22 protein-coding genes are annotated in these 22,174 nt (G+C 68.1%); 10 read left to right on the top strand and 12 right to left on the bottom strand.

Annotated features, from left to right (window positions below):
• Positions 1 to 117: 117 nt before the first annotated feature.
• Positions 118 to 645, top strand: coding sequence for a DUF2306 domain-containing protein (locus AC07OH_RS01760; protein ID WP_495299356.1), 528 nt, complete (start codon positions 118 to 120; stop codon positions 643 to 645).
• Here AC07OH_RS01760 and arfB read toward each other — a convergent pair.
• From arfB to AC07OH_RS01740, 4 genes are all read right to left on the bottom strand, one after another.
• Entirely contained in the window at positions 614 to 1,027 is a 414-nt protein-coding gene (arfB, locus tag AC07OH_RS01755; protein ID WP_495299355.1) for an alternative ribosome rescue aminoacyl-tRNA hydrolase ArfB, read from the bottom strand. The genes AC07OH_RS01760 and arfB overlap by 32 nt on opposite strands.
• A gap of 109 nt (positions 1,028 to 1,136) precedes the next feature.
• Positions 1,137 to 2,321, bottom strand: a complete 1,185-nt coding sequence (locus tag AC07OH_RS01750; RefSeq protein WP_489057389.1) for an acetyl-CoA C-acyltransferase family protein — start codon at positions 2,319 to 2,321, stop codon at positions 1,137 to 1,139.
• 43 nt (positions 2,322 to 2,364) lie between these two features.
• Positions 2,365 to 3,156 (bottom strand): enoyl-CoA hydratase/isomerase family protein, encoded by a 792-nt coding sequence (locus tag AC07OH_RS01745; protein ID WP_495299354.1) that lies wholly within the window; start codon positions 3,154 to 3,156, stop codon positions 2,365 to 2,367.
• Positions 3,153 to 3,809: a TetR/AcrR family transcriptional regulator gene (locus AC07OH_RS01740; protein ID WP_495264361.1), complete on the bottom strand. Its 657-nt coding sequence runs from the start codon at positions 3,807 to 3,809 to the stop codon at positions 3,153 to 3,155. Before AC07OH_RS01740 ends, AC07OH_RS01745 begins: the two co-directional genes overlap by 4 nt.
• Before the next feature lie 138 nt (positions 3,810 to 3,947).
• Between AC07OH_RS01740 and AC07OH_RS01735 the strand changes: the two genes are divergently transcribed.
• From AC07OH_RS01735 to AC07OH_RS01710, 6 genes are read left to right on the top strand one after another with little or no spacing between them, the layout of a single operon-like run.
• Complete coding sequence (locus tag AC07OH_RS01735; protein ID WP_495299353.1) at positions 3,948 to 4,817, top strand: ABC transporter ATP-binding protein; 870 nt, start codon at positions 3,948 to 3,950, stop codon at positions 4,815 to 4,817.
• The gene (locus AC07OH_RS01730) at positions 4,817 to 5,695 is read left to right on the top strand and encodes a branched-chain amino acid ABC transporter permease (RefSeq protein ID WP_062472963.1); all 879 of its coding nucleotides are present in this window, start codon (positions 4,817 to 4,819) and stop codon (positions 5,693 to 5,695) included. The genes AC07OH_RS01735 and AC07OH_RS01730 overlap by 1 nt, the downstream gene beginning before the upstream one ends.
• A gap of 2 nt (positions 5,696 to 5,697) precedes the next feature.
• Positions 5,698 to 6,735: a branched-chain amino acid ABC transporter permease gene (locus AC07OH_RS01725; protein WP_070059585.1), complete on the top strand. Its 1,038-nt coding sequence runs from the start codon at positions 5,698 to 5,700 to the stop codon at positions 6,733 to 6,735.
• Positions 6,736 to 6,754: 19 nt separating this feature from the next.
• Positions 6,755 to 7,942 carry an ABC transporter substrate-binding protein gene (locus tag AC07OH_RS01720; protein ID WP_062472967.1) on the top strand — a complete coding sequence of 396 codons (1,188 nt, stop codon included), beginning with the start codon at positions 6,755 to 6,757 and terminating at the stop codon, positions 7,940 to 7,942.
• An 8-nt stretch (positions 7,943 to 7,950) separates the two neighbouring features.
• Positions 7,951 to 8,784: an ABC transporter ATP-binding protein gene (locus AC07OH_RS01715; RefSeq protein ID WP_192196055.1), complete on the top strand. Its 834-nt coding sequence runs from the start codon at positions 7,951 to 7,953 to the stop codon at positions 8,782 to 8,784.
• Positions 8,785 to 8,795: 11 nt separating this feature from the next.
• The gene (locus tag AC07OH_RS01710) at positions 8,796 to 10,613 is read left to right on the top strand and encodes an AMP-dependent synthetase/ligase (RefSeq protein ID WP_495300952.1); all 1,818 of its coding nucleotides are present in this window, start codon (positions 8,796 to 8,798) and stop codon (positions 10,611 to 10,613) included.
• 16 nt (positions 10,614 to 10,629) lie between these two features.
• Here the strand turns inward: AC07OH_RS01710 and AC07OH_RS01705 are convergent, their stop codons facing one another.
• A complete protein-coding gene (locus tag AC07OH_RS01705) occupies positions 10,630 to 10,959 on the bottom strand; it encodes a hypothetical protein (protein ID WP_223301262.1) in 330 nt (109 codons plus the stop codon).
• 9 nt (positions 10,960 to 10,968) lie between these two features.
• Positions 10,969 to 13,590, bottom strand: coding sequence for an ATP-dependent chaperone ClpB (clpB, locus tag AC07OH_RS01700; RefSeq protein ID WP_070059588.1), 2,622 nt, complete (start codon positions 13,588 to 13,590; stop codon positions 10,969 to 10,971).
• Between the two features lie 148 nt (positions 13,591 to 13,738).
• On the opposite strand from clpB, the gene AC07OH_RS01695 reads away from it, so the two are divergent.
• Both AC07OH_RS01695 and AC07OH_RS01690 read left to right on the top strand, forming a co-directional pair.
• Positions 13,739 to 14,731: a Bug family tripartite tricarboxylate transporter substrate binding protein gene (locus AC07OH_RS01695; RefSeq protein WP_489057404.1), complete on the top strand. Its 993-nt coding sequence runs from the start codon at positions 13,739 to 13,741 to the stop codon at positions 14,729 to 14,731.
• Between the two features lie 116 nt (positions 14,732 to 14,847).
• The gene (locus tag AC07OH_RS01690; protein ID WP_495299352.1) at positions 14,848 to 15,684 is read left to right on the top strand and encodes an acid phosphatase; all 837 of its coding nucleotides are present in this window, start codon (positions 14,848 to 14,850) and stop codon (positions 15,682 to 15,684) included.
• A gap of 16 nt (positions 15,685 to 15,700) precedes the next feature.
• On the opposite strand, the gene AC07OH_RS01685 is transcribed toward AC07OH_RS01690, so the two are convergent.
• A complete protein-coding gene (locus tag AC07OH_RS01685; protein ID WP_139706126.1) occupies positions 15,701 to 16,183 on the bottom strand; it encodes a molybdenum cofactor biosynthesis protein MoaE in 483 nt (160 codons plus the stop codon).
• Positions 16,184 to 16,434: 251 nt separating this feature from the next.
• On the opposite strand from AC07OH_RS01685, the gene dapA reads away from it, so the two are divergent.
• A complete protein-coding gene (gene dapA / locus AC07OH_RS01680; RefSeq protein ID WP_495299351.1) occupies positions 16,435 to 17,331 on the top strand; it encodes a 4-hydroxy-tetrahydrodipicolinate synthase in 897 nt (298 codons plus the stop codon).
• Here the strand turns inward: dapA and AC07OH_RS01675 are convergent.
• Genes AC07OH_RS01675 through AC07OH_RS01655 form a run of 5 tightly spaced genes read right to left on the bottom strand, consistent with a single transcriptional unit; the run spans position 17,318 to position 22,156 of the window.
• On the bottom strand, positions 17,318 to 17,569 hold the full coding sequence (locus AC07OH_RS01675; RefSeq protein ID WP_489057408.1) for a MoaD/ThiS family protein: 252 nt from the start codon (positions 17,567 to 17,569) through the stop codon (positions 17,318 to 17,320). The two genes, dapA and AC07OH_RS01675, sit on opposite strands and share 14 nt — an antisense overlap.
• 8 nt (positions 17,570 to 17,577) lie before the next feature.
• Positions 17,578 to 18,867, bottom strand: a complete 1,290-nt coding sequence (locus AC07OH_RS01670) for a molybdopterin molybdotransferase MoeA (protein ID WP_495299350.1) — start codon at positions 18,865 to 18,867, stop codon at positions 17,578 to 17,580.
• Positions 18,860 to 19,405, bottom strand: coding sequence for a molybdopterin-guanine dinucleotide biosynthesis protein B (mobB, locus tag AC07OH_RS01665; protein WP_492743450.1), 546 nt, complete (start codon positions 19,403 to 19,405; stop codon positions 18,860 to 18,862). The genes AC07OH_RS01670 and mobB overlap by 8 nt, the downstream gene beginning before the upstream one ends.
• A gap of 16 nt (positions 19,406 to 19,421) precedes the next feature.
• Positions 19,422 to 20,837 (bottom strand): threonine synthase, encoded by a 1,416-nt coding sequence (gene thrC, locus AC07OH_RS01660; protein WP_495299349.1) that lies wholly within the window; start codon positions 20,835 to 20,837, stop codon positions 19,422 to 19,424.
• A complete protein-coding gene (locus AC07OH_RS01655; RefSeq protein ID WP_495299348.1) occupies positions 20,834 to 22,156 on the bottom strand; it encodes a homoserine dehydrogenase in 1,323 nt (440 codons plus the stop codon). The genes thrC and AC07OH_RS01655 overlap by 4 nt, the downstream gene beginning before the upstream one ends.
• Positions 22,157 to 22,174: the final 18 nt, after the last annotated feature.

Here is a 22,174-nt window from a genome sequence, read left to right as displayed (position 1 = left end):
CATTGTGCTTGCCGCATGTTTCAGGCGTGCAAACCGGGACTTGCTGTTTGTTTGAAACAGATGACACAAGTTACAGACAGCACCAGAATGCCGCACCACGACCACGAGGAGATCCGCATGGCACCCACAGGATGGCTTGGATTGACGTCACTCGGCACGGTTCACACCGCGATCAGCCTGATCGCCGTGTTCGCAGGCATCTGGGCCCTGCTGCGCTACAAGGAAATCACGCTGCGCACCGGCCTGGGCCAGGTCTTCGTCTGGGCCACGGTGCTGACCTGCCTCACGGGCTTCGGCATCTTCCAGCACGGCGGCTTCGGCAAGCCGCATGCGCTGGGCATCATCACTTTGGTGGCGCTGGCCGTCGGCGCGCTGGCGGGGCATGGGCGGCTCGGGCCGAAGTCGCGCTATATCGAAGCCGTCGCCTATTCGGCGAGCTTTCTCTTCCACTGGATTCCGGCCTTCACCGAAACGCTGACACGGCTGCCGCTGGGCGCACCGCTGCTGCCGAACGCCGACGCGCCCGAACTGAAGGCGATCACCGCGGTGCTCGGCGCGCTGTACGTGGTCGGCGTCACGCTGCAGATCAAGCGGCTGCGCGGCGACAAGCCGGTCAGTCCTGCACCCGTCCGCGCAGGCTCTTGATCTGCGAACGCTGGCTCTTGCCTTCGAGCCGGCGCTGCTTCGAACCGTAGGTGGGCTTGGTGGCGCGCCGCACGCGCGGCGGCGTGGCCACGCTGTCGATCACCGCCTGCAGCCGCGCGAGCGCGTCGGCGCGGTTCATCTCCTGCGTGCGGTGCTGCTGCGCCTTGAGCACGAACACGCCTTCCTGCGTGATGCGGCTGTCGCGCAGGGCGAGCAACCGCTCCTTCACGTCGGCCGGCAGCGAGCTGGCATGGATGTCGTAGCGCAGGTGCACCGCGCTCGACACCTTGTTGACGTTCTGCCCACCCGCCCCCTGCGCGCGGATGGCGCTGAAGTCGACCTCGTCGGGGTCGATGGCAACAGGCAGTGAACGAAGACTCATCCGGCCATTCTCCAGGAACACCGCGGAACCGGCTTTGCCGGGCCGCTGGTGTTGCCCCCGGTAGGGGGTTGGCGAAGCGACACGCAGTGCGCGAAGCCTGGGGGCGAGCTCAGACCCTTTCGAACACGGCGGCAATGCCTTGGCCGCCGCCGATGCACATCGTGACCAGCGCGTAGCGGCCGCCCGTGCGGTGCAGTTCGGCGATCGCCTTCGTCGTGATGATCGCGCCGGTCGCGCCCACCGGGTGGCCCAGCGAAATGCCCGAGCCGTTGGGGTTCACCTTGGCCGGATCGAAGCCCAGTTCCTTGATGACGGCGCAAGCCTGCGCCGCAAAAGCTTCGTTCGACTCGATCACATCGAAGTCGCTGACCTTCAGGCCCGTGCGCTCCAGCACCTTGCGCGTGGCCGGCACCGGGCCGATGCCCATGTACGCCGGCTCGACGCCCGCATGCGCGTAGCCCACGAGGCGTGCCAGCGGCTTCAGGCCCAGCGCCTTCACGCGGCCACCTTCGGCCAGCACCACGGCGGCGGCGCCGTCGTTGATGCCCGAGGCGTTGCCGGCGGTCACGAGGCCGTCCTTCTTGAACGCGGGCTTCATCTTCGCGAGCGTATCGACGGTGGTGTCGGCGCGCACGTGCTCGTCGGTGTCGAACAGCACGACGCCCTTGCGCGTCTTCACCTCGACCGGAACGATCTGTTCCTTGAAGCGGCCCGCGGCAATGGCGGCGGCGGCGCGCTGCTGGCTGGTCACGGCCAGTTCGTCCATCTGCTCGCGCGTGATGCCGTAGCGCGCGGCCACGTTCTCGGCCGTGATGCCCATGTGGATCTTCTCCCACGGGTCGTGCAGGATGCCCAGCATGTAGTCGACCAGCACCGCGTCGCCCATGCGTGCGCCGTAGCGGGCCGAGGTGTCGAAGTACGGGCCGCGGCTCATCGATTCGGAGCCGCCGCCGATGGCGATGTCGCAGTCGCCCAGCGCAATGGCCTGCGCCGCCGACACGATGGCCTGCAGGCCCGAGCCGCACAGGCGGTTCACGTTGAAGGCCGGCGTCTCGATCGGGCAGCCCGCGTCGATGGCGGCCACGCGGCTCAGGTAGGCGTCCTTCACGTCGGTGGGGATCACGTTGCCCATGACCACATGGCCGATGGCGTCGGCGGCCACGCCGCTGCGCTCGATGGCGGCCTTGACGGCGGTGGTGGCCAGTTGCGTATTGGGCACGTCCTTGAGCGCGCCGCCGAAGGTGCCGATGGCGGTGCGGGCGGTGCCGACCACGAAGATGTCGCGTGAAGTCATGGGATGGATCTCCTGGATTGAAAAAACGAAAACAAGGAATTCTTCAGCGGCCCGTGAAGGCTGCGGGCTTCTTGCCAAAAAAGGCATCGAGGCCGATGCGGAAATCGGCGGTGGCCGCGCACGACTGGAACGCGGCCGACTCGGCATCGAGCTGGCTCGCCAGGTCGCGGTCGAGCGAGCCGCGCATCAGCCGGCGCAGGTGGCCCAGCGCCACGGTCGGGCCCTTGGCCAGCCGCTGCGCGAGCGCCATCGCCTCGGATTCGAGCTCGGCCGCGGGCACCACGCGGTTGATGAGGCCCAGGCGTTCGGCGGCGGCGGTGTCGTAGGTGTCGCCGAGCATCGCGATTTCCAGCGCGCGGCGCATGCCGACGAGGCGCGGCAGCGCCCACGAGGCGCCGACGTCGCAACTGGTGCCGACGTTCACATAGGCCAGGTTGAAGCGCGTGCCCTCGGCCGCGAGCACGAAGTCGGCCTGCAGCATCAGGCTCAGCCCTGCGCCGGCCGCCACGCCGTGCACCTGCGCGACCAGCGGCGCGTCCATGGCGTCGAGCACGGTCAGCGCCTCGTGCAGCGGGCCGATGAGGTCGGCCGCGCCCTGCTTCGGGTCGGCGCTCAGCACGCCGAGGTCGCCGCCGGCCATGAAGCCCTTGCCCGCGCCGCTCAGCAGCACGGCGCGCACGCTCTTGTCGGCAGCCAAAGTGCGCGCGGCGGCGAGGAAGGCGGTGGCCATCGGCACGTCGATGGCGTTGAGCGCGGCGGGCCGGTTGAAGCGCAGCGTGGCCACCGCGCCTTCGCGGCCCACCAGCAGAGGAGAAGAAGAGGTCTCTTGGGTCATGGATTCACTTTCGTCGGGGCGCGCTGCAGCACGCCGTTGAGCAGCAGTTCGATGCCCTGGTCGGCGATCTGGTCGGGCGTGAGGTCGCCGTCGGGGCGGTACCAGCGGCCGATCCAGCTCAGGGCGCCGGCCAGCATGAAGGCCGCCATCTTCGGGTCGCAGGGCGCCAGCGCGCCTTCGGCCACGCCCTCTTCGATGAGGCGGCGGAAATGCCCGTCGATGCCGGCCTTGAGGCGGCGCAGTTCCTTCTTGAGCGGATCGGGCAGCGGGTCTTCGCCGATGCGGATCACGCACATGCCGAAGTCCTGCGTGACCACGCCCGAGTAGATGCGCATGCAGGCCTTGAGCTGGTCGATGGCGCTGCCGCCCGCGGCGCGCACCTCGCCGATGCCGGTCTGCATGAGGTCCAGCGCCATCTTCACGCACTCGAGCAGGATCTGGTCCTTGTTCTCGATGTAGTAGTACAGCGTGGGCTTGCTCACGTTGAGCCGCTCGGCGATGTCGTCGAGCGAGGTTGCATGGAAGCCGCGCTCGTTGAACAGCTGGGCGGCCGTGCGCAACACGGCCATGCGCTTGACCTCGCGCTGCTGCGCACGGCGGTCGGCAGGCGCCCACGGAGAGGCTGAAGCAGGAACGGCGGTGGAACGGGGCATGGGGTTTGTGCGGGCGGGGAAAGTCCCGATGCCGCGAACTGCGGCGAACACGGACATTACCGGCCAGTAGGAATTTTACGGGCCAGTAGCATTTCGCTGCTGGACACAAACCCTGACCTTGCGGCGCGCCCCTTAGCCATGCCTGACGAGACTCGACGGGAACCCTCCATTTCGGCACCTTCAGCCCCGGCCCCGGTGCTGCAGGCCGAGGCGTTGACGCTGGCATTCGGCGGCGTGAAGGCGCTCACCCACGTCGGCTTCAGCGTCGCGCCCGGCTCCATCACCGCGGTGATCGGGCCCAACGGCGCGGGCAAGACCTCGCTGTTCAACACCATCTCGGGCTTCTACAAGCCCTCGCAGGGCCGCGTGCTGTTCGAGGGCGCGGACATCACCCGCCTGCCCGCCCCCAAACGCGCCGCGCTCGGCCTGGCGCGCAGCTTCCAGAACATCGCGCTGTTCCGCGGCATGACCGTGCTCGACAACATCAAGCTCGGGCGCCACGCGCACCTGAAGAGCAACGTGTTCGACGCCCTCTTCTACCTGGGCCGCGCGCGCCGCGAAGAGGCCGAGCTGCGCCGCGACGTGGAAGAACGCATCATCGATTTCCTCGAGATCGACCACATCCGCCACGCCTCGGTGGCCGCCCTGCCCTACGGCCTGCAGAAGCGCGTCGAAATGGCGCGCGCGCTGGCCATGCAGCCCAAGGTGCTGATGCTCGACGAACCCGTGGCCGGCATGAACCGCGAGGAAACCGAAGACATGGCGCGCTTCATCCTCGACGTGCGGCGCGAATGGGGCATCACGGTGCTGATGGTCGAGCACGACATGGGCATGGTGATGGACCTGTCGGACCACGTGGTGGTGCTCAACTTCGGCCAGGTCATCGCGCAAGGCACGCCGGCGCAGGTGCAGGCCGACCCGGAAGTGATCCGCGCCTACCTCGGCGCAGGCGACGTGGGCGAGCTGCGCCGCCGGCTGCGCGGCGAAGCTGCCGTGGGAGCCGCCTGATGGATTGGGCCTACCTCTTCGAGATCGCGCTCACCGGCATTGCCGGCGGCGGCCTGTATGCGCTGGCGGCGCTGGCCTTCGTGCTGGTCTACAAGGCGACGCGCGTGGTCAACATCGCCATCGGCGAGATGCTGATGGTCGGCGCCTACCTGTTCTTCACTTTCGCCGCGAGCTTCTCGCTGCCGATCTGGATGGCGGTGCTGGGCTCGGTGATCGGCACCGGCCTGCTGGGCGCGGTGATCGAGCGCACCATGATCCGCCCGCTGCTGGGCGAGCCGCCGATCTCGGTGTTCATGGTGACGGTGGGGCTGGCGTCGATCCTCGTCGGGCTGGTCGAGATCATCTGGACCGCCGACCAGCGCCGCCTGCCCGAGTTTCTGCCCAACACGCCCGTGATGATCGGCGAGGCCTTCCTGGCGCCCAAGATCGCCTACGGCGCGCTGATCGCCGTGGTGCTGATCGGCCTGGTGCTGCTGCTGTTCCGCTTCTGGCGCGGCGGCGTGGCGCTGCGGGCCACGGCCTCGGACCAGGCGGCCGCCTACTCGATGGGCATCCACGTGCCGCGCGTGTTCTCGCTGGCCTGGGTGGCCTCGGCCATGATCGCGGCGGTGGCCGGCATCATCGTCGGCGCCATCGGCGGCATCTCGTCGTCGATGGGTGTGTTCGGGTTGTCGGTGCTGGTGGTGGTGATCGTCGGCGGGCTCGACAGCGTGCTCGGCGCACTCGTCGGCGGCGTGCTCATCGGCCTGATCGAAGCACTGGCCGGCTCCTACCTCGGCGGCGAATACAAGCTGCTCGCCACCTTCATCGTGCTGGTGTTCGTGCTGATGGTGCGGCCGTACGGTCTCTTCGGCACGCACGAGATCGAGAGGCTCTAGCCATGCGCATCGGCACCCTCAAGCAAAGCTACATCGCCGACGCGGCGCTGTTCGATTCGCGCACGCAGAAGGTGTGGCTCGCGATCGGCGCGGCGCTGCTCGTGCTGTTCCCCTTCATGGCCAGCGACTACTGGCTGTACCTCGCATGCCTTGTCGCCATCAATGTGGCGAGCGCCACGGGGCTGAACATCCTCACCGGCTACACGGGCCTCGTGAGCCTGGGCCAAGCCGCGTTCATGGGCCTGGGTGCGTACACCGTCGCGATCATGCAGACGCGGCTGGGCACGCCCTTCCTGCTGAACATCCTCGCGGGCGGCGTGGTCGCGATGCTCGGTGGGCTGGTCGTCGGCATCCCATCGCTGCGCGTGAAGGGCCTGTACCTGGCCATCGCGACCATCGCCGCGTCGTTCATCACGCACTTCCTGTTCGCCAACCTCAAGCTCACGGGCGGCACCACGGGCATCTCGCTGCCGCCCGCGCAGCTCTTCGGCCTGCCGCTGGACACCTCGTTTCGCCTGTACTGGGTGATCGTGCCCGTGATGGTGCTCATGGTGCTCGGCGCGGCCAACCTGTTTCGCACGCGCGTGGGGCGCGCCTTCATCGCCATCCGCGACCGCGACATCTCGGCCGAGGTGCTGGGCATTCCGCTCTTGCGCTACAAGCTGCTGTCCTTCGGGCTGTCGTCGTTCTACGCCGGCGTGGCGGGTGGCCTGTGGGCCTACTTCTTCCGCGTGGTCACGCCCGAGAGCTTTCCGCTGCTGATGTCGATCTTCTTCCTGGCCGCCATCATCGTCGGCGGCATGGGCACCATCCTGGGCGGCATCTTCGGTGCCGTGTTCATGACCATGGTGCCCGAGCTGCTCAAGCTGGTGGTCGACCTGCTGCCGGGCGGCGTCGAGATGACCGTGTTCCTCTCGCCGGTGCGCACCGTCGTCTTCGGCCTGCTGATCGTCGGATTTCTGGTGTTCGAGCCGCACGGGCTCGCAGAAGTGTGGCGGCGCCTGCGCCGCTTTTTCCATCTATGGCCGTTTCGTAACTAGATAGAACCAGGAGACACACATGCCCAAGACAACGAAGAAGCTTTCCCCCCAGCGCCGCGCCCTGCTGATCGCCGCGGGCCTGGCCGCCACCGTGCCGTTCGCGGCGAACGCGCAAGGCAACGAGGACATCGTCATCGGCGGCTCGATCCCGATGACCGGCGTGTTCGCCTTCGCGGGTGTGGGCATCAACGCCGGCATTGCCGACTACGTGAAGATGGTCAACGACGCGGGCGGCATCAAGGGCCGCAAGCTGCGCTACGTGCCGGAAGACACGGGCTACAAGGTCGACGTGTCGGTGGCGGCCTTCAAGAAGATCACGAGCCAGAACAAGGTCAACCTCTACTACGGCGACTCCACCGGTTTTTCGAAAACCATCAACCCCGAGCTGGACCGCGGCGGCCAGATTTTGATGGCGGGCGCCTCGTTCGCCACCGAGCTGAACGACCCGGCCAAGTACCCGAACCAGTTCCTCGTGGGCCCCGACTACACCGAGCAGATCGGCATCCTGCTGCGCCACATCGCCAAGGAAAAGCCGGGTGCCAAGGTGGCCTTCGTGTACTCCGACTCCGAGTTCGGCCGCGACCCCATCGAGGCCAGCGAAGCCGCTGCCAAGAAGCTGGGCCTGAGCGTGCCGGTGAAGCTCATGACGCCCGCGGGCAGCGTCGACGTGTCGACCGAGGTCATCAAGCTGCGCCGCGCCGCGCCCGACTACACGATCTTCCACGGCTACATCCTCGCGCCCATTCCCGAGTTCGTGCAGCAGGGCAAGCAGATGGGCATGACCAGCAAGTGGATGGGCACCTTCTGGACCATGGACAGCTCCACCGTCATGAAGATGGGCGAAGGCGGCGACGGCTTCATGGGCGTCATGCCCTACCGCTATTACTACGACACCTCGGCCAAGGCGCCGATGCTCGACAAGATCCGCGCGCTGCGCCCCGAGTACCAGAGCACGGCCTACACGCAGGGCTTCCTCACGGCGATGCTGTTCACCGAGGCCGCCAAGCGCACGCTCGACGCCGGCAAGCCGCTGGACGGCAAGAACCTGAAGGCCGCGCTCAACACCATCAAGGACTTCGACACCGGCGGGATCATCGGCACGCCGATCACCATCAAGGGAAATTCCATTCCCGTGGGCCGCGTCTACAAGGCCGACATGAAGGCGCAGAAGATGGTGCCGGCGTCGGACTGGATCGCGCTGAACTGACCGACACGATGGACGCGCGCGCGGCACCGCCCGACCTCGTACTCGAGGTCAACAACATCGAGGTGGTCTACAACAAGGTCGTGCAGGTGCTGCGCGGCCTGTCGCTGGCCGTGCCGCGCGGACAGATCGTGGCGCTGCTGGGCAGCAACGGCGCGGGCAAGTCGACCACGCTGAAGGCGGTGTCGGGCCTGCTCGCACTGGAAGATGGCGAGGTCGAGGCCGGGCGCATCGTGTTCGACGGCGCCCCCACCGAGCGGCTCGCGCCGCAGCAGCTCGTGCGGCGCGGCCTGAGCCATGTGATGGAGGGCCGGCGCGTGTTCGAAGACCTCACGGTCGAAGAGAACCTGGTGGCCGCGACCTACGCGCTGACGGGCCGCACGGGCGCCGCGCCGGCATCGCGCAACTTCGATGACGTCTACGCCTACTTCCCGCGCTTGCACGAACGCCGCAAGGGCCTCGCGGGCTACCTTTCGGGCGGCGAGCAGCAGATGCTCGCCATCGGGCGTGCGCTGGTAGCGCAGCCTCAATTGATCCTGCTCGACGAACCCTCGCTGGGTCTCTCGCCCAAGCTGGTCGAGGACATCTTCACGATCATCGCGCGCATCAACGCCGAGCGCGGCACCTCGATGCTGCTGGTGGAACAGAACGCCAGCGTGGCACTGGCCATCGCGCACACGGGCTACATCATGGAAAGCGGCAAGGTCGTGATCGACGGCAGCGCCGAGCGCCTCGCCGCCGACCCCGACGTGCGCGAGTTCTACCTGGGCGTGGGCGGCAGCGGCGAATCGCGCAGCTTCCGCGAGCTGAAGCACTACAAGCGCCGCAAGCGCTGGCTGTCATGACGACCCCGACGATGAACGCGCTCCCTTCGCTCACACTGCCGCAGATGCTGCGCGAGCAGGCGCGCCTGCAGCCGCAGCGCATCGCGATCCGGCAGAAGGACTTCGGCATCTGGCACCCGCTGGACTGGGCCGGCTACCTCCAGCGCGCCAGCCGCTTCGGCCTGGGCCTGCACGCGATGGGCCTCGCGCCCGGCGGGCACCTGGGCGTGATCTCCGAGAACCGCGTCGAATGGCTGCTCGCGCAGATGGGCGCGGGGCTCATCGGCGCCGTGACCGTGGGCGTGTACCCCACCAGCCCGAGCAACGAGGTTGCGTATGTCGTCGGTCATGCGGACATCGAAGTGATCGTCTGCGAGGACCAGGAGCAGACCGACAAGGTGCTCGACGCCCTCGACCAGCTGCCGCGCCTGCGCAAGATCGTCGTGATCGAGACCAAGGGCCTCGCGAGCTACCCGCCCGACGTGCGCGAGCGCATCGCGACCTTTGCGGAGGTCGAGCAGGCCGGTGCCGAGGTGCTGGCACGCGACGGCACCGCGCGCATCGACGCCGCGCTGCAGCGCCAGACACTGGCCGACATCGGCTTGATGATCTACACCTCGGGCTCCACGGGCAAGCCCAAGGGCGCGATGATTTCGTACCGCAACATCCGCGGCGTCGTGCCCGGCATCGTCGAGCGGCTCGGGCTCGACGGCGGCACCACGCACCTGTCGTACCTGCCGCTGTGCCACGTGGCCGAGCAGATGCTCACGGCCTTCGTGCCGCTGTACCTGGGCTCGCAGGTCAACTTCGGCGAATCGATCCGCACCGTGCAGGAAGACCTGCGCGAGGTCGCGCCCACCATGTTCCTCGGCGTGCCGCGCATCTGGGAGAAGCTGCACGCGGGCATCAGCATCAAGATGCAGGAAACCGGGCGGCTGCAGCGCGCGCTGTTCCGCAAGGCCATCGAGGCCTGCGCGCCGCTGGCCGAGAAACCGCGCAGCGCCTGGACGCTGGCCGAGCGCGGCCGCTTCGCCCTCGCCTACTGGACCGTGCTGCGCGCGCTGCAGAACTTCATCGGCCTGCGCCGCGCGCGCATCGCGCTCACGGGCGCGGCGCCGATTCCGGCGGACGTGGTGCGCTTCTTTCGCACGCTGGGCGTGCCGCTGGTCGAGGTGTACGGGTTGACCGAATCGACCGGCATGGTCTCGGGCCACCGCGCCGATGCCGTGACCATCGGCACCGTCGGCCCGCCCACGCTGGGCACCGAGCACCGCGTGGGCGAAGCCGGCGAACTGCTGGTGCGCGGCGACATGGTCTTCGAGGGCTACTACAAGAACCCCGAGGCCACGGCCTCATCGATCCGCGATGGCTGGCTGCACACGGGCGACGTGGTGCGCGAGGAAGCCGGCGGCCAGCTGCGCATCGTCGACCGGCTGAAGGACATCATGATCACCGCCGGCGGCAAGAACCTCACGCCCTCGGAGATCGAGAACACCATGAAGGGCAGCCCCTTCATCAAGGAATGCATCGTGGTGGCGGACGGCCGCAAGTTCGTCGGCGCGCTGCTGCAGATCGACTACGAGACGGTCGGCAAATGGGCCGAGGCGCAGCGCCTGCCCTTCACGCATTTCCGTTCGCTGGTGGAAGAACCCAAGGTGCGCGCGCTGATCGAGGCCGAAGTGGCGCGCGGCAATGGGAAGCTGGCGCAGGTGTCGCAGATCAGACGTTTTCATCTGCTCACCAAAGAGTTGGACCATGACGACGGTGAAGTCACCGCGACCATGAAGGTGCGGCGCTCCAGCATCTACAAGGCCTACGCCAACGAGATCGAGGCGCTGTACAGCGCCTGATCGGGAAGCAAGAGGCTCAGTCGCCGCGCACGGGCCGGGCCCGCACGTCGGTCACATCGTCGGCGGGGCCCAGCACGACCGGGCTGCGCACCGATTCGCCGCGCGCACGGGCACTGACCACATCGGCCGCCGTGGGCTCGGCCGGCTGTTGTGCCGCATGGCGAAATCGGTCGAAGCCCGAGCGCGGGTTGAAACGCATGACCCAGGGCGTCACGGGCTTGCCCGTGAGGCGCCCCCAGGCGTAGCGCACACCCCACACCGCCGCCAGCAGCAGGGCCGCCACGGCCAGGCTGGCCGCGAAGACCAGCCCCAGGAGCAGAAGAATGACGCGAAGAATGAAGTTCATCATCCGACTTTAGGCCGATGCAGCCGCCGTTGGTTCCCCGCCCTTGCGGAACGAGAACTGGCCCGGCGACTGGATCGGGTCGGTTTCGACCTCGATCGTGTCCTTCGGCCCGAAGCTGCCGTCCAGCAACAGCTTCGAGAGCGGGTTCTCGATGCGCTGCTGGATGGCACGCTTGAGCGGACGCGCACCGAACACCGGGTCGAAGCCGACCTTGGCGATCTCGGCCAGCGCCGCAGGCGACACCTGCAGGCCCAGGTCCATCTTCGCCAGGCGCGCCTGCAGCACCTTGAGCTGGATCGCGGCGATCGATTCGATGTTCTTCGCGTCGAGCGCGTGGAACACGACGGTCTCGTCGATGCGGTTCAGGAACTCGGGGCGGAAGTAGTTCTTCAGCTCGTCCCACACCGCTTCCTTGATCTCCTCGCTCGGCTGGCCCACCATCGACTGGATGATCGGCGAGCCGATGTTGCTGGTCATCACGATCACGGTGTTCTTGAAGTCCACGGTGCGGCCCTGGCCGTCCGTGAGGCGACCGTCGTCGAGCACCTGCAGCAGCACGTTGAACACGTCGGGGTGGGCCTTCTCGACCTCGTCGAGCAGCACCACGCTGTAGGGCTTGCGGCGCACGGCTTCCGTGAGGTAGCCGCCCTCTTCGTAGCCCACGTAGCCCGGCGGCGCGCCGATGAGGCGGGCGACCGAATGCTTCTCCATGAACTCGCTCATGTCGATGCGGATGAGGTGGTCTTCGCTGTCGAACAGGAAGCCCGCGAGCGCCTTGCACAGCTCGGTCTTGCCCACGCCCGTGGGGCCGAGGAACAGGAACGAACCCGTGGGGCGGTTCGGATCGGAGAGGCCCGAGCGCGAGCGGCGGATCGCATTCGCGACCGCACCGATGGCCTCGTCCTGGCCGACCACGCGCTCGTGCAGCTTGTCTTCCATGACGAGCAGCTTGTCGCGCTCGCCTTGCATGAGCTTGGCGACCGGGATGCCGGTGGCGCGCGCCACGACCTCGGCGATTTCTTCCGAACCGACCTGCGTGCGCAGCAGCGTGGGCGCGCTGGACTTGCCCTTGCTCGCCTCGCTCTCTTCGGCTTCCTTCAGGCGCTTCTCGAGCGCCGGCAGCTGGCCGTATTGCAGCTCGGCGACCTTGTTGAAGTCGCCCTTGCGCTTCCATTCCTCGATCTGGAACTTGATCTTGTCGATGTCTTCGCGCACGTGCGCGCTGCCCTGGGCCTGGGCCTTCTCGGCCTGCCAGATCTCGTCGTAGTCGGCGATCTCTTTTTGCAGCTTGGTGATCTCGTCCTCGATGAGGCCGAAGCGCTTCTGCGAGGCTTCGTCCTTTTCGCGGCGCACGGCTTCGCGCTCGATCTGCAGCTGGATCAGGCGGCGGTCCAGGCGGTCCATGACCTCGGGCTTGGAGTCCATCTCGATCTTGATCTTGGCTGCGGCCTCGTCGATGAGGTCGATGGCCTTGTCGGGCAGGAAGCGGTCGGTGATGTAGCGATCAGACAACTCGGCCGCGGCCACGATGGCCGGGTCGGTGATCTGCACGCCGTGGTGCACTTCGTACTTCTCCTGCAGGCCGCGCAGGATGGCGATGGTGGCCTCGACGCTGGGCTCGCCCACGATGATCTTCTGGAAGCGGCGCTCCAGTGCAGCGTCTTTCTCGATGTACTTGCGGTACTCGTCGAGCGTGGTGGCGCCCACGCAGTGCAGCTCGCCGCGTGCGAGCGCGGGCTTGAGCATGTTGCCTGCGTCCATCGCGCCTTCGGCCTTGCCGGCGCCGACCATGGTGTGCAGCTCGTCGATGAAGACGATGGTCTGGCCTTCGTCCTTCGCGAGTTCGTTGAGCACGGTCTTCAGGCGCTCCTCGAATTCGCCGCGGAACTTGGCACCGGCCAGCAGCGCGGCCATGTCGAGCGACAGCACCCGCTTGCCCTTGAGGGACTCGGGCACTTCGCCCGCGACGATGCGCTGGGCCAGGCCCTCGACGATGGCGGTCTTGCCCACGCCGGGTTCGCCGATGAGCACGGGGTTGTTCTTGGTGCGGCGTTGCAGCACCTGGATGGCGCGGCGGATTTCCTCGTCGCGGCCGATGACCGGGTCGAGCTTGCCCAGGCGGGCGCGCTCGGTGAGGTCCAGGCAGTATTTCTTGAGGGCTTCGCGCTGGCCTTCGGCATCGGCGCTGTTCACGCCCTGCCCGCCGCGCACGGCCTCGATGGCGGCCTCGAGCGACTTGCGGCTCAGGCCGTTGTCCTTGGCGAGCTTGCCGATGTCGGCCTTGCTGTCGGCCACGGCGAGCAGAAAGAGTTCGCCTGCAATGAACTGGTCATTGCGCTTGATGGCTTCCTTCTCGGTCGCCTGCAGCAGCTTGCCCAGCTCGGGGCCGACCTGCACGATGTCGTGGCCCTGCACCTGGGGCAGTTTCTTGATGGCGCCCTCGGCGGCCTGCAGCAGCCCGGGCACGTTGACGCCGGCACGCTCCAGCAGGGCACGCGGGCCGTCGTCCTGGCGCAGCATCGCGACCAGCAGGTGGGCCGGTTCGATGTAGGCGTTGTCGTTACCGAGCGCCAGCGTCTGGGCGTCGCTCAGTGCTTCCTGAAATTTGGTGGTGAGTTTGTCTTGTCGCATGGTGGTATTCCTGCATCCAAAATAGGGCTGTTCGGGCACGATTCAAGGTTGCGAATCGGATTTGCACCCTGGGCACGGGTATTGCACCGGGCCCCGCACCGTCCCGCCGTAGGCATTTCTCTCTTTCTTTCTTCGAATGGAGTCGATCATGGTTTTTTCAATGCAGCGCGTCCAACCGATGCGCCGCGCGTTCAGCGTGGGTCTCCTGGCAGCGGCCCTGGGCATGGCCGGCCTGGCGCAGGCCCAGAGCGGCACGCCGGTGCGTCTCTTGGTGGGCTTTCCCGCCGGCGCGGGCACCGACGCCATTGCCCGCACCCTGGGCGAAAAGCTCAAGGACGTGCTGGGCGTGCCCGTGGTGGTCGAGAACCGTGCGGGCGCGGGCGGCCAGATCGCGGCGCAGGCGCTGAAGGCCGCGCCGGCCGACGGCCACACGCTGTTCCTGTCGCATGACCACTCCATCTCGATCCTGCCGCAGGTGGTGAAGAACCCGGGCTTCAACCCCGCCACCGACTTCGTGCCCGTGGCCGGCTTTGCCACCTTCGCCAACGTGCTGGCGGTGTCGGGCGGCACGCCGGCCAAGAGCATCGACGAGTACGTGAAGTGGATCCGCACGCAAAAGGGCGGCAAGGAAACCATCGGTGTGCCGGCACCGGCGTCGATCCCCGAGTTCCTGGTGAAGATGATCTCGGACAAGTACAAGATCGACGTGCAGCCCGCGCCCTACCGCGGCAGCGCGCCCATGACGGCCGACATGCTGGGCAACCAGATCACGGCGGGCATCGCCTCGGTGCCCGACTTCATCGAGAACCACCGCGCGGGCAAGGTGCGCATCGTGGCCTCCATCGGCGCCAAGCGCCAGGCGCTGCTGCCGAACGTGCCGACCTTCACCGAGCTGGGCTTTGCGAACCTGGAAGACCTGCCCTACTACGGCATCTTCGCGCCGGTGGGCACGCCGCAGCCGATCATCGACAAGTACGGCGACGCGCTGCAGAAGGTACTGGCCATGCCCGACGTGAAGCAGAAGCTCACCACGATGGGCCTGACGGTCGGCTACGAGCCCCAGGGCCAGTTCGCGGGCCGCGTGCGCACCTACACGCAGACCTGGGAAAAGATCATCCAGGCGAGCGGCTTCAAGCCCTGAGCTGCGCGACCGGGTACGGCCTGAGACGGCCGTCACCTGGGTGATCTTCCGGCCCGGCGAGGCCCCTCTACGATGGGCCCTCGCCTTCCAACAACAAAGCCGGAGACACATCCCTCATGCGATTCACGACCCTCGCCGCCTCGCTGGCCGCCGCGCTGCTGCTTGGCGCCTGCGGCAGCACCGCGCCGATCTCCCCCGCCGAAGTCGGCGAATTGCGCCCGGGCTCGGGCTACCTCAAGGGCTACCTGCCCGCCGCCGAGCTGCCCGACAGCCTCGCCCTGCTGCCGGCGCCCCCGGCCGAGGGCTCGGCCGCGCTGGCGGCCGACGGCGCCACCTTCCGCGCGCTCACGGCCCTGCAGGGCACGCCGCGCGGCGCACTGGCGGTGCAGGACGCCAACCTCAAGTTTCCGAAAGCCGCCGAGGTGTTCTCGTGCGCGCTGGGCATGCCCATCTCCGAGCAGGCCACGCCGAACCTGAACATGCTGCTGCGCCGCACGCTGGCCGACGCCGGCACGGCCACCTACAAGGCCAAGAACACCTACAACCGCACGCGCCCCTTCGTAGCCTTCAAGACCGGCAGCTGCACGCCCGCTGAAGAAGCCTCGCTGGCCAAGGACGGCTCCTACCCCTCAGGCCACTCGGCCGTGGGCTGGGCCTGGGCTTTGGTGCTGACGGAACTCGCGCCCGAACGCGCCGATGCGCTGCTGCAGCGCGGCCGGGCCTTCTCGCAAAGCCGCGCGATCTGCGGCGTGCACTGGCAGAGCGACATCGAAAACGGCCGGCTGGTCGGCGCGGCGACCGTGGCCAGGCTGCACGTGAACCCGGTGTTCCAGGCGCAGATGGCGGGCGCCCGGTCGGAGATTGCGAAGGCACGTGCGGCAGGGGCGGTGCCGGCTCAGGATTGCAGTGCGGAAGCCAAGGCACTGGCAACCTCGGCGCTGATCGCGCCGTAAGTCTCGAACGCGCCGTTCAGGTGGCGCTGTTCGAGGCGGCGATGCCCCAGCGCGCCAGCGCTTCGTCGTCGGTCACGCGGGCATCGACCCAGCGCGCGCCCTCGGGCGTCTGCTCCTTCTTCCAGAACGGCGCCTGCGTCTTCAGGTAGTCCATCAGGAATTCGCAGGCCTGGAAGCTCTGGCCGCGGTGGGCGGACACCACCGCCACCATCATGATCTGGTCCAGCGGCTGCAGCAGGCCCACGCGATGGATCACGCGCGCGCCGAGGATGTCGAAGCGCTTGTGAGCCTCGTCGATCATGGCCTCGATGGCTTTTTCGGTCATGCCGGGGTAGTGCTCCAGCTCCATCGAAGCGATGGTGCTGCCGTCGTTGCGGTCCCTGACCGTGCCCACGAAACTGCAGACGGCGCCCACGCGTTTGTCGCCCGCGCGCAACGCGGCGACCTCGGTCGCGAGATCGAAATCGGCCGTCTGGATCGAAACACGTGCAACGCTCATGTCCGAATTGTGGCATCGCGCTAGACTGCGGCAATGCCTTGTCTCGCCACGTTCTCCCCGCTGCTGTCTCAGCCCGAGAGCCGCTGCGCGCGCCAAGGCAACAAAGCCAAAAAACCAAAGCTCGTCTGACCGGAGCCGAGGTTCCGTCGTCGGATGAGCGACGGAACCTGCCAAGGCTTTGGCCCCTCTCGGGTTGCGCGCGCATCGGACGGTGGTTCTTTCCATCGGTCGATTCCTGAAAGGAAGCCTGCGTGCCACAACAACAACCAACCACCGACACCCCCGATTTCTCGGGCCTGTGGGTCGCCCTCGTCACCCCGTTCCGCGACGGCGCCGTCGACCACACCGCCCTGGCCGCGCTCGTGCGCCGGCTCGCCGACGACGGCGTGACCGGCTTCGTGCCCTGCGGCTCGACCGGCGAGGCCGCCGCGCTCGACGAGGCCGAACATCTCGCCGTGCTCGACACCGTGCTGACCGCCGCGGGCGGCCTGCCGGTCGTGATGGGCGTGTCGGGCTACCACCTGGGCAAGGCCACGGCGTGGGTGCGCAAGCTCTCGGAACGCCCGCTGGCGGGCCTGCTGGTGGCCGCGCCGCACTACATCCGCCCGTCGCAGGCCGGCGTGCTCGAGTGGTTCCACGCCATCGCCGACGCCAGCACGGTGCCCGTGCTGGTCTACGACATTCCCTACCGTACGGGCGTGACCATCTCGCGCGAGACGATGCTGGCGCTGGCGGAGCACCCACGCATCCGCGGCATCAAGGACTGCGGCGGCGACATGACCAAGACCCGCGCCGTGATCGCCGACGGCCGGCTGCAGGTGCTCACGGGCGAAGACCACCAGATCTTCGCCACCATGGCCGAAGGCGGCGTGGGCGCCATCGCGGCCAGCGGCCATGTGCAGACGAAGCGCCTCGTGCGGCTGGTGCGCCTGCTGGCCGAGAACCGGCTGGCCGAGGCGCGCGCCGAATGGCAGCCGCTGCAACCGCTGCTGGAAATGCTGTTTGCCGAACCCAACCCGGGCCCGCTGAAGGCGCTGCTGGCGCATGCGGGCGAACTGCGTGACGAGCTGCGCTCGCCGATGACCCGCGCGTCGGACGGCCTGCGCGAGCGCCTCGTGGCGCTGGACGCGCGGCTCAGCCGCCCGTGACGGGCGGGAAGAACGCGACTTCGCAGTCGTCGCGCAGGGCGGCGGCTTCGTCGCTCATGGCCTGATCGAGCGCCATGCGCACGGCCTTGCCGCGTGCGAGCGCAATGGCGTAGGCGCCGCCGCGGGCGATGAGTTCGTCGCGCAGGGCGGCCAGCGTGCCGGCGGCCGTGTCGACGGTTTCACCGCTGCTGGACAGCGCCTCGCGCACGGAAGCGAAATAACGGATGCGGACCTTCATGGGGAGATTCAGCCGAGCAGCGATGCGAGGGGAATGAAGTTCACGGTGTCGCCGGTCTTGATCGTCCGGCCCGCCGGGTTGTCGACCAGGCCATCGCCCCAGACCATCGAGGTGAGCACGCCCGAACTCTGGTTGGCGAACAGGTCGAGCCCGCCCGCCGCGTTGCGCCGCACGCGCAGGAACTCGCGGCGCTTGTCGGCGCGCGGCCAGTCGAAATCGGCGCGCAGCGGCACGGCCGCCGGCGCCACGCGCGTGGCGCCCTGCAGCGCGAGCAGGAAGGGCCGCACCAGCATCAGGAAGGTCAGGAAGCTCGACACCGGGTTGCCGGGCAGCCCCGTGACGTGGCAGGCGCCCTGCCCGTTCCTGCGCGCAATGGAGCCGTAGGCGAAAGGCTTGCCGGGCTTCATCGACAGCGACCACAGCTGCAGCTCGCCCAGCGACTGCAGCGCGGCGCGGATGTGGTCTTCTTCGCCGACCGAGACGCCGCCGGTGGTGATGATCAGGTCGTTTGCCTCGGCCGCCTCGCGCAGCGCGGCGATGGTGGCTTCGCGGTTGTCGGGCACGATGCCCAGGTCGTTCACCTCGCAGCCCAGGCGGTGCAGCAGCGCGCGCATGAAGAAGCGGTTCGAGTTATAGATCGCGCCGGGTTTCATCGCGTCGGGCGCGACCTCGCCAGGCATCACCAGCTCGTCGCCGGTCGAGAGCATGGCCACGCGCGGCTTGCGCGCGACCTGCAGCTTGTCGAAGCCGACGCTGGCGGCCAGGCCGAGCGCGGCGGGCGTGAGGCGTTCGCCGCGCTGGAGCACCACGTCGCCCGAGGCCACGTCTTCGCCTGCGCGGCGCACCCACTGGCCGGCCACCGGCGCGATGGCGATGCGCACCGCCCCCAGGCCGCCCTCTTGGGGCGTGGCGGCCGTGTCTTCCTGCATGACGACCGCGTCGGCGCCTTCGGGAATCTGCGCGCCCGTGAAGATGCGCGCCGCCGTGCCGGCCGCGAGGGGGGTGCCGACGGTGCCGGCGGGAATGCGCTGCGTCACGGCCAGCTCGGTGCCGGGCGTGGCGCAATCGGCCGCGCGCACGGCGTAGCCGTCCATCGCGCTGTTGTCGCGCGGCGGCACGGTGAGGCCTGAGACGAGGTCCTGCGCCAGCACGCGCCCGTCGGCGTCGAAGGTGCCGACGCTTTCGGCCGGCAGCAGCGGCCGGGCCTTGGCGAGCAGCACCGCGATCGCTTCATCGAGCGGCATCAGCGGCGGGCGCGAGGACGAGGCGGCGAAGGGAACGGGAGAGGAATCAGCCATGGTGTCCGGGGTTGTAGTCGAAGCGCTCGCCGCTGTCGATCAACCACGTGGCAATGGCCTCGGCGTCGTTGAGGTCGAGCACCGGGCGCGCCGTGGCCTCGGGCAGGCCGGCCGGCACATCGGTGGCGATGGCGGTGACAAAGGGGTCGTCGATGTAGAGCGCGGGGCGCGGCGCCTCGCCGTCGCCGCTCGGTCGCCAGACCTCGATCTTGAGCACGTCGCTGTGCCGGAAGCCCTCGACCAGCGCCCAGTCGACCGCCGGATGCAGCTCGGCGAGCAGCTGGTGCACCGTGAGCTCGACCGGCACCTCGAACTCGCGCATCAGCGCGAGCCGCTGGTCGGACGCGACGACCACCTCGAAGGCCCCGGCCTGCCGGTGGCGCCAGGTGTCCTTGCCGACGTGGTCGATGTCGAAGCGGTGGTGCGCATGCTTGACCACCGACACGCGCAGCCCGCGCTGCTTGAGCACGGGAATCAGGCGCTCCACCAGCGTGGTCTTGCCTGCGCCGGAATACCCGGCGAAGCCGACGACCTTCATGCCGCGGGCGCCCCGGTCAGTCGCAGTGCTGGGCGATGTAGGCCTTGACGGCCTCGGCATCGGCCGGCAGCTGGACCACGCGCTTGGGCAAGGCTTCGATGCCTTCGAACTTCTTCGGGCGCGCGGGCTCCTCGCCCAGCGCCTCGACCACCGTGGCCGCGAACTTGATCGGCAGCGCGGTCTCGAGCACCACCATCGGCACGCCGGGCACCAGCTGCTCGCGCGCGGCCTTGAGGCCGTCGGCGGTGTGCGGATCGATCAGCGTGGCGAAGCGCTTCTCGGTGTCGCGGATCATCGCGAGCCGGTCGGCGTGCGTGCTGCGACCACTGCGGAAGCCGAAGCGCTCGGCGGCCTGCTTGAACGCTGGGTCGGCGCTCAGGTCGAAGCTGCCCGTCAGGCCCAGGTCGTCCACGAACAGCTGGCGCAGCTTGGCGGGATCGCGACCGACCAGGTCGAACACGAAGCGCTCGAAGTTGCTGGCCTTGCTGATGTCCATCGACGGGCTCGAGGTTTCGTGCGTGTCGACCGCCGCGCGCACACGGTACACGCCGGTGCGGAAGAACTCGTCGAGCACGTCGTTCTCGTTGGTGGCGACCACCAGCGTCTGGATCGGCAGGCCCATCATGCGTGCCACATGGCCCGCGCAGACGTTGCCGAAGTTGCCCGAAGGCACCGTGAAGCTCACCGGCTTGTCGTTGCTCGCCGTGGCCTGGAAGTAGCCTGCGAAGTAGTAGACGACCTGCGCCAGCAGGCGCGCCCAGTTGATCGAGTTGACCGTACCGATGCGGTACTTGCGCTTGAAGGCCAGGTCGTTCGACACGGCCTTGACGATGTCCTGGCAGTCGTCGAACACGCCGGTGATGGCGATGTTGTGGATGTTGGCGTCCTGCAGGCTGAACATCTGCGCCTGCTGGAACGGGCTCATGCGGCCGTCGGGCGAGGTCATGAAGACGCGCACGCCCTTCTTGCCGCGCATGGCGTACTCGGCCGCGCTGCCCGTGTCGCCACTGGTGGCGCCCAGGATGTTGAGCTCGGCGCCGCGGCGGGCCAGTTCGTACTCGAACAGGTTGCCCAAGAGCTGCATCGCCATGTCCTTGAAGGCCAGCGTGGGACCGTTGGACAGGGCTTCGAGGTACACGCCATCTTCGAGCTCGCGCAGCGGCACGATCTCGTCGGTGCCGAACACTTCCGCCGTGTAGGTCTTCGCGCAGATCGCCTTCAGGTCGGCCGCAGGAATGTCGTCGATGTACAGCGAGAGGATTTCGAAGGCCAGCTCGGCGTAGGGCAGCGTGCGCCACTTGGCGAGCGTGGCGGTGTCGACCTGCGGGTACGTCTCAGGCAGGTACAGGCCGCCATCGGGCGCCAGGCCTTCGAGGAGGATTTCGCAGAAGCGCTTGCGGTCGGCGTGGCCGCGTGTGCTCAGGTAGTTCACTTCAACTCTTCCTTGCGGATGCGCACGATGGGCTCGAGCACGGTCGGCAGCGCCTGCAGCTCGGCCATGACGTCGTTGACGGTGCCTTCGCGCGCGTCGTGCGTGAGGATGATGAGGTCGGTCTGCGTGGAGCCTTCGCCGCCCACTTCGTCGGCTTCGCGTTGCAGCACGGCGTCGATGCTGATGCCGGCGGTGGCCAGCAGGCCCGTCACCTTGGCGAGCACGCCGGCCTGGTCGGCCACGCGCAGGCGCAGGTAGTAGCTGGTGACGACTTCCGACATCGGCAGCACCTTCAGGTCGCTCATGGCGTCGGGGTGGAACGCCAGGTGCGGCACGCGGTGCGCGGCGTCGGCGGTGTGCAGGCGGGTGATGTCGACGAGGTCGGCGATCACGGCGCTGGCGGTCGGCTCGCTGCCGGCGCCCTTGCCGTAGTACAGCGTGGTGCCCACGGCGTCGCCGTGCACGACCACGGCGTTCATCGCGCCTTCGACGTTCGCCAGCAGGCGCTTGGACGGCACCAGCGACGGGTGCACGCGCAGCTCGATGCCCTGGGCGGTGCGCTTGGTCACGCCCAGCAGCTTGATGCGGTAGCCGAGCTGCTCGGCATACTTGATGTCTTGTGCAGCGAGCTTGGTGATGCCCTCGATGTGCGCCTTGTCGAACTGCACCGGGATGCCGAACGCGATGGCGCTCATCAGCGTGACCTTGTGCGCGGCGTCGACGCCTTCGATGTCGAAGGTGGGGTCGGCTTCGGCGTAGCCCAGGCGCTGGGCTTCCTTCAGCACGGTGGCGAAGTCCAGGCCCTTGTCGCGCATCTCGGACAGGATGAAGTTGGTCGTGCCGTTGATGATGCCGGCCAGCCACTGGATGCTGTTGGCCGTGAGGCCTTCGCGCAGCGCCTTGATGATCGGGATGCCGCCGGCCACCGCGGCCTCGAAGGCCACCATCACGCCCTTGGCGTGCGCGGCCGCGAAGATCTCGGTGCCGTGCACGGCGAGCAGCGCCTTGTTGGCCGTGACCACGTGCTTGCCGGCCGCAATGGCTTCGAGCACGAGCTGCTTGGCGATGCCGTAGCCGCCGATCAGCTCGATGACGATGTCGATGTCGGGGTTGGCGATGACTTCGCGCGCATCGGCGACCACGGTCACGCCTTCGCCGGCCACTTCGCGAGCACGGGCGGTGTCGAGGTCGGCCACCATGGTGATCTCGATGCCGCGGCCTGCGCGGCGCTTGATTTCTTCCTGGTTGCGCTGGAGCACCTTGAAGGTGCCGCTGCCGACCGTGCCTGCGCCGAGCAGGCCTACTTGGATGGATTTCATTGGGAGAGTCGCGCTCAT

This window comes from Variovorax sp. GW821-FHT10C12 (assembly GCF_059415405.1).
The sequence above is the reverse complement of the archived record's forward strand: the minus strand, read 5'-3'. Positions and strand labels throughout refer to the sequence as shown.

What these genes read in the sequence shown, in the direction of transcription:
- AC07OH_RS01695 (WP_489057404.1), top strand. Translation starts at nt 13,739, where the DNA reads ATGGTTTTTTCAATGCAGCGCGTCCAACCGATGCGCCGCGCGTTCAGC.
- AC07OH_RS01740 (WP_495264361.1), bottom strand. Translation starts at nt 3,809, where the DNA reads ATGCCCCGTTCCACCGCCGTTCCTGCTTCAGCCTCTCCGTGGGCGCCT.
- AC07OH_RS01715 (WP_192196055.1), top strand. Translation starts at nt 7,951, where the DNA reads ATGGACGCGCGCGCGGCACCGCCCGACCTCGTACTCGAGGTCAACAAC.
- AC07OH_RS01675 (WP_489057408.1), bottom strand. Translation starts at nt 17,569, where the DNA reads ATGAAGGTCCGCATCCGTTATTTCGCTTCCGTGCGCGAGGCGCTGTCC.
- mobB (WP_492743450.1), bottom strand. Translation starts at nt 19,405, where the DNA reads ATGAAGGTCGTCGGCTTCGCCGGGTATTCCGGCGCAGGCAAGACCACG.
- clpB (WP_070059588.1), bottom strand. Translation starts at nt 13,590, where the DNA reads ATGCGACAAGACAAACTCACCACCAAATTTCAGGAAGCACTGAGCGAC.
- AC07OH_RS01720 (WP_062472967.1), top strand. Translation starts at nt 6,755, where the DNA reads ATGCCCAAGACAACGAAGAAGCTTTCCCCCCAGCGCCGCGCCCTGCTG.
- AC07OH_RS01730 (WP_062472963.1), top strand. Translation starts at nt 4,817, where the DNA reads ATGGATTGGGCCTACCTCTTCGAGATCGCGCTCACCGGCATTGCCGGC.
- AC07OH_RS01685 (WP_139706126.1), bottom strand. Translation starts at nt 16,183, where the DNA reads ATGAGCGTTGCACGTGTTTCGATCCAGACGGCCGATTTCGATCTCGCG.
- AC07OH_RS01670 (WP_495299350.1), bottom strand. Translation starts at nt 18,867, where the DNA reads ATGGCTGATTCCTCTCCCGTTCCCTTCGCCGCCTCGTCCTCGCGCCCG.
- AC07OH_RS01735 (WP_495299353.1), top strand. Translation starts at nt 3,948, where the DNA reads ATGCCTGACGAGACTCGACGGGAACCCTCCATTTCGGCACCTTCAGCC.
- AC07OH_RS01760 (WP_495299356.1), top strand. Translation starts at nt 118, where the DNA reads ATGGCACCCACAGGATGGCTTGGATTGACGTCACTCGGCACGGTTCAC.
- AC07OH_RS01710 (WP_495300952.1), top strand. Translation starts at nt 8,796, where the DNA reads ATGAACGCGCTCCCTTCGCTCACACTGCCGCAGATGCTGCGCGAGCAG.
- AC07OH_RS01705 (WP_223301262.1), bottom strand. Translation starts at nt 10,959, where the DNA reads ATGAACTTCATTCTTCGCGTCATTCTTCTGCTCCTGGGGCTGGTCTTC.
- arfB (WP_495299355.1), bottom strand. Translation starts at nt 1,027, where the DNA reads ATGAGTCTTCGTTCACTGCCTGTTGCCATCGACCCCGACGAGGTCGAC.
- AC07OH_RS01745 (WP_495299354.1), bottom strand. Translation starts at nt 3,156, where the DNA reads ATGACCCAAGAGACCTCTTCTTCTCCTCTGCTGGTGGGCCGCGAAGGC.
- AC07OH_RS01750 (WP_489057389.1), bottom strand. Translation starts at nt 2,321, where the DNA reads ATGACTTCACGCGACATCTTCGTGGTCGGCACCGCCCGCACCGCCATC.
- AC07OH_RS01655 (WP_495299348.1), bottom strand. Translation starts at nt 22,156, where the DNA reads ATGAAATCCATCCAAGTAGGCCTGCTCGGCGCAGGCACGGTCGGCAGC.
- AC07OH_RS01690 (WP_495299352.1), top strand. Translation starts at nt 14,848, where the DNA reads ATGCGATTCACGACCCTCGCCGCCTCGCTGGCCGCCGCGCTGCTGCTT.
- AC07OH_RS01725 (WP_070059585.1), top strand. Translation starts at nt 5,698, where the DNA reads ATGCGCATCGGCACCCTCAAGCAAAGCTACATCGCCGACGCGGCGCTG.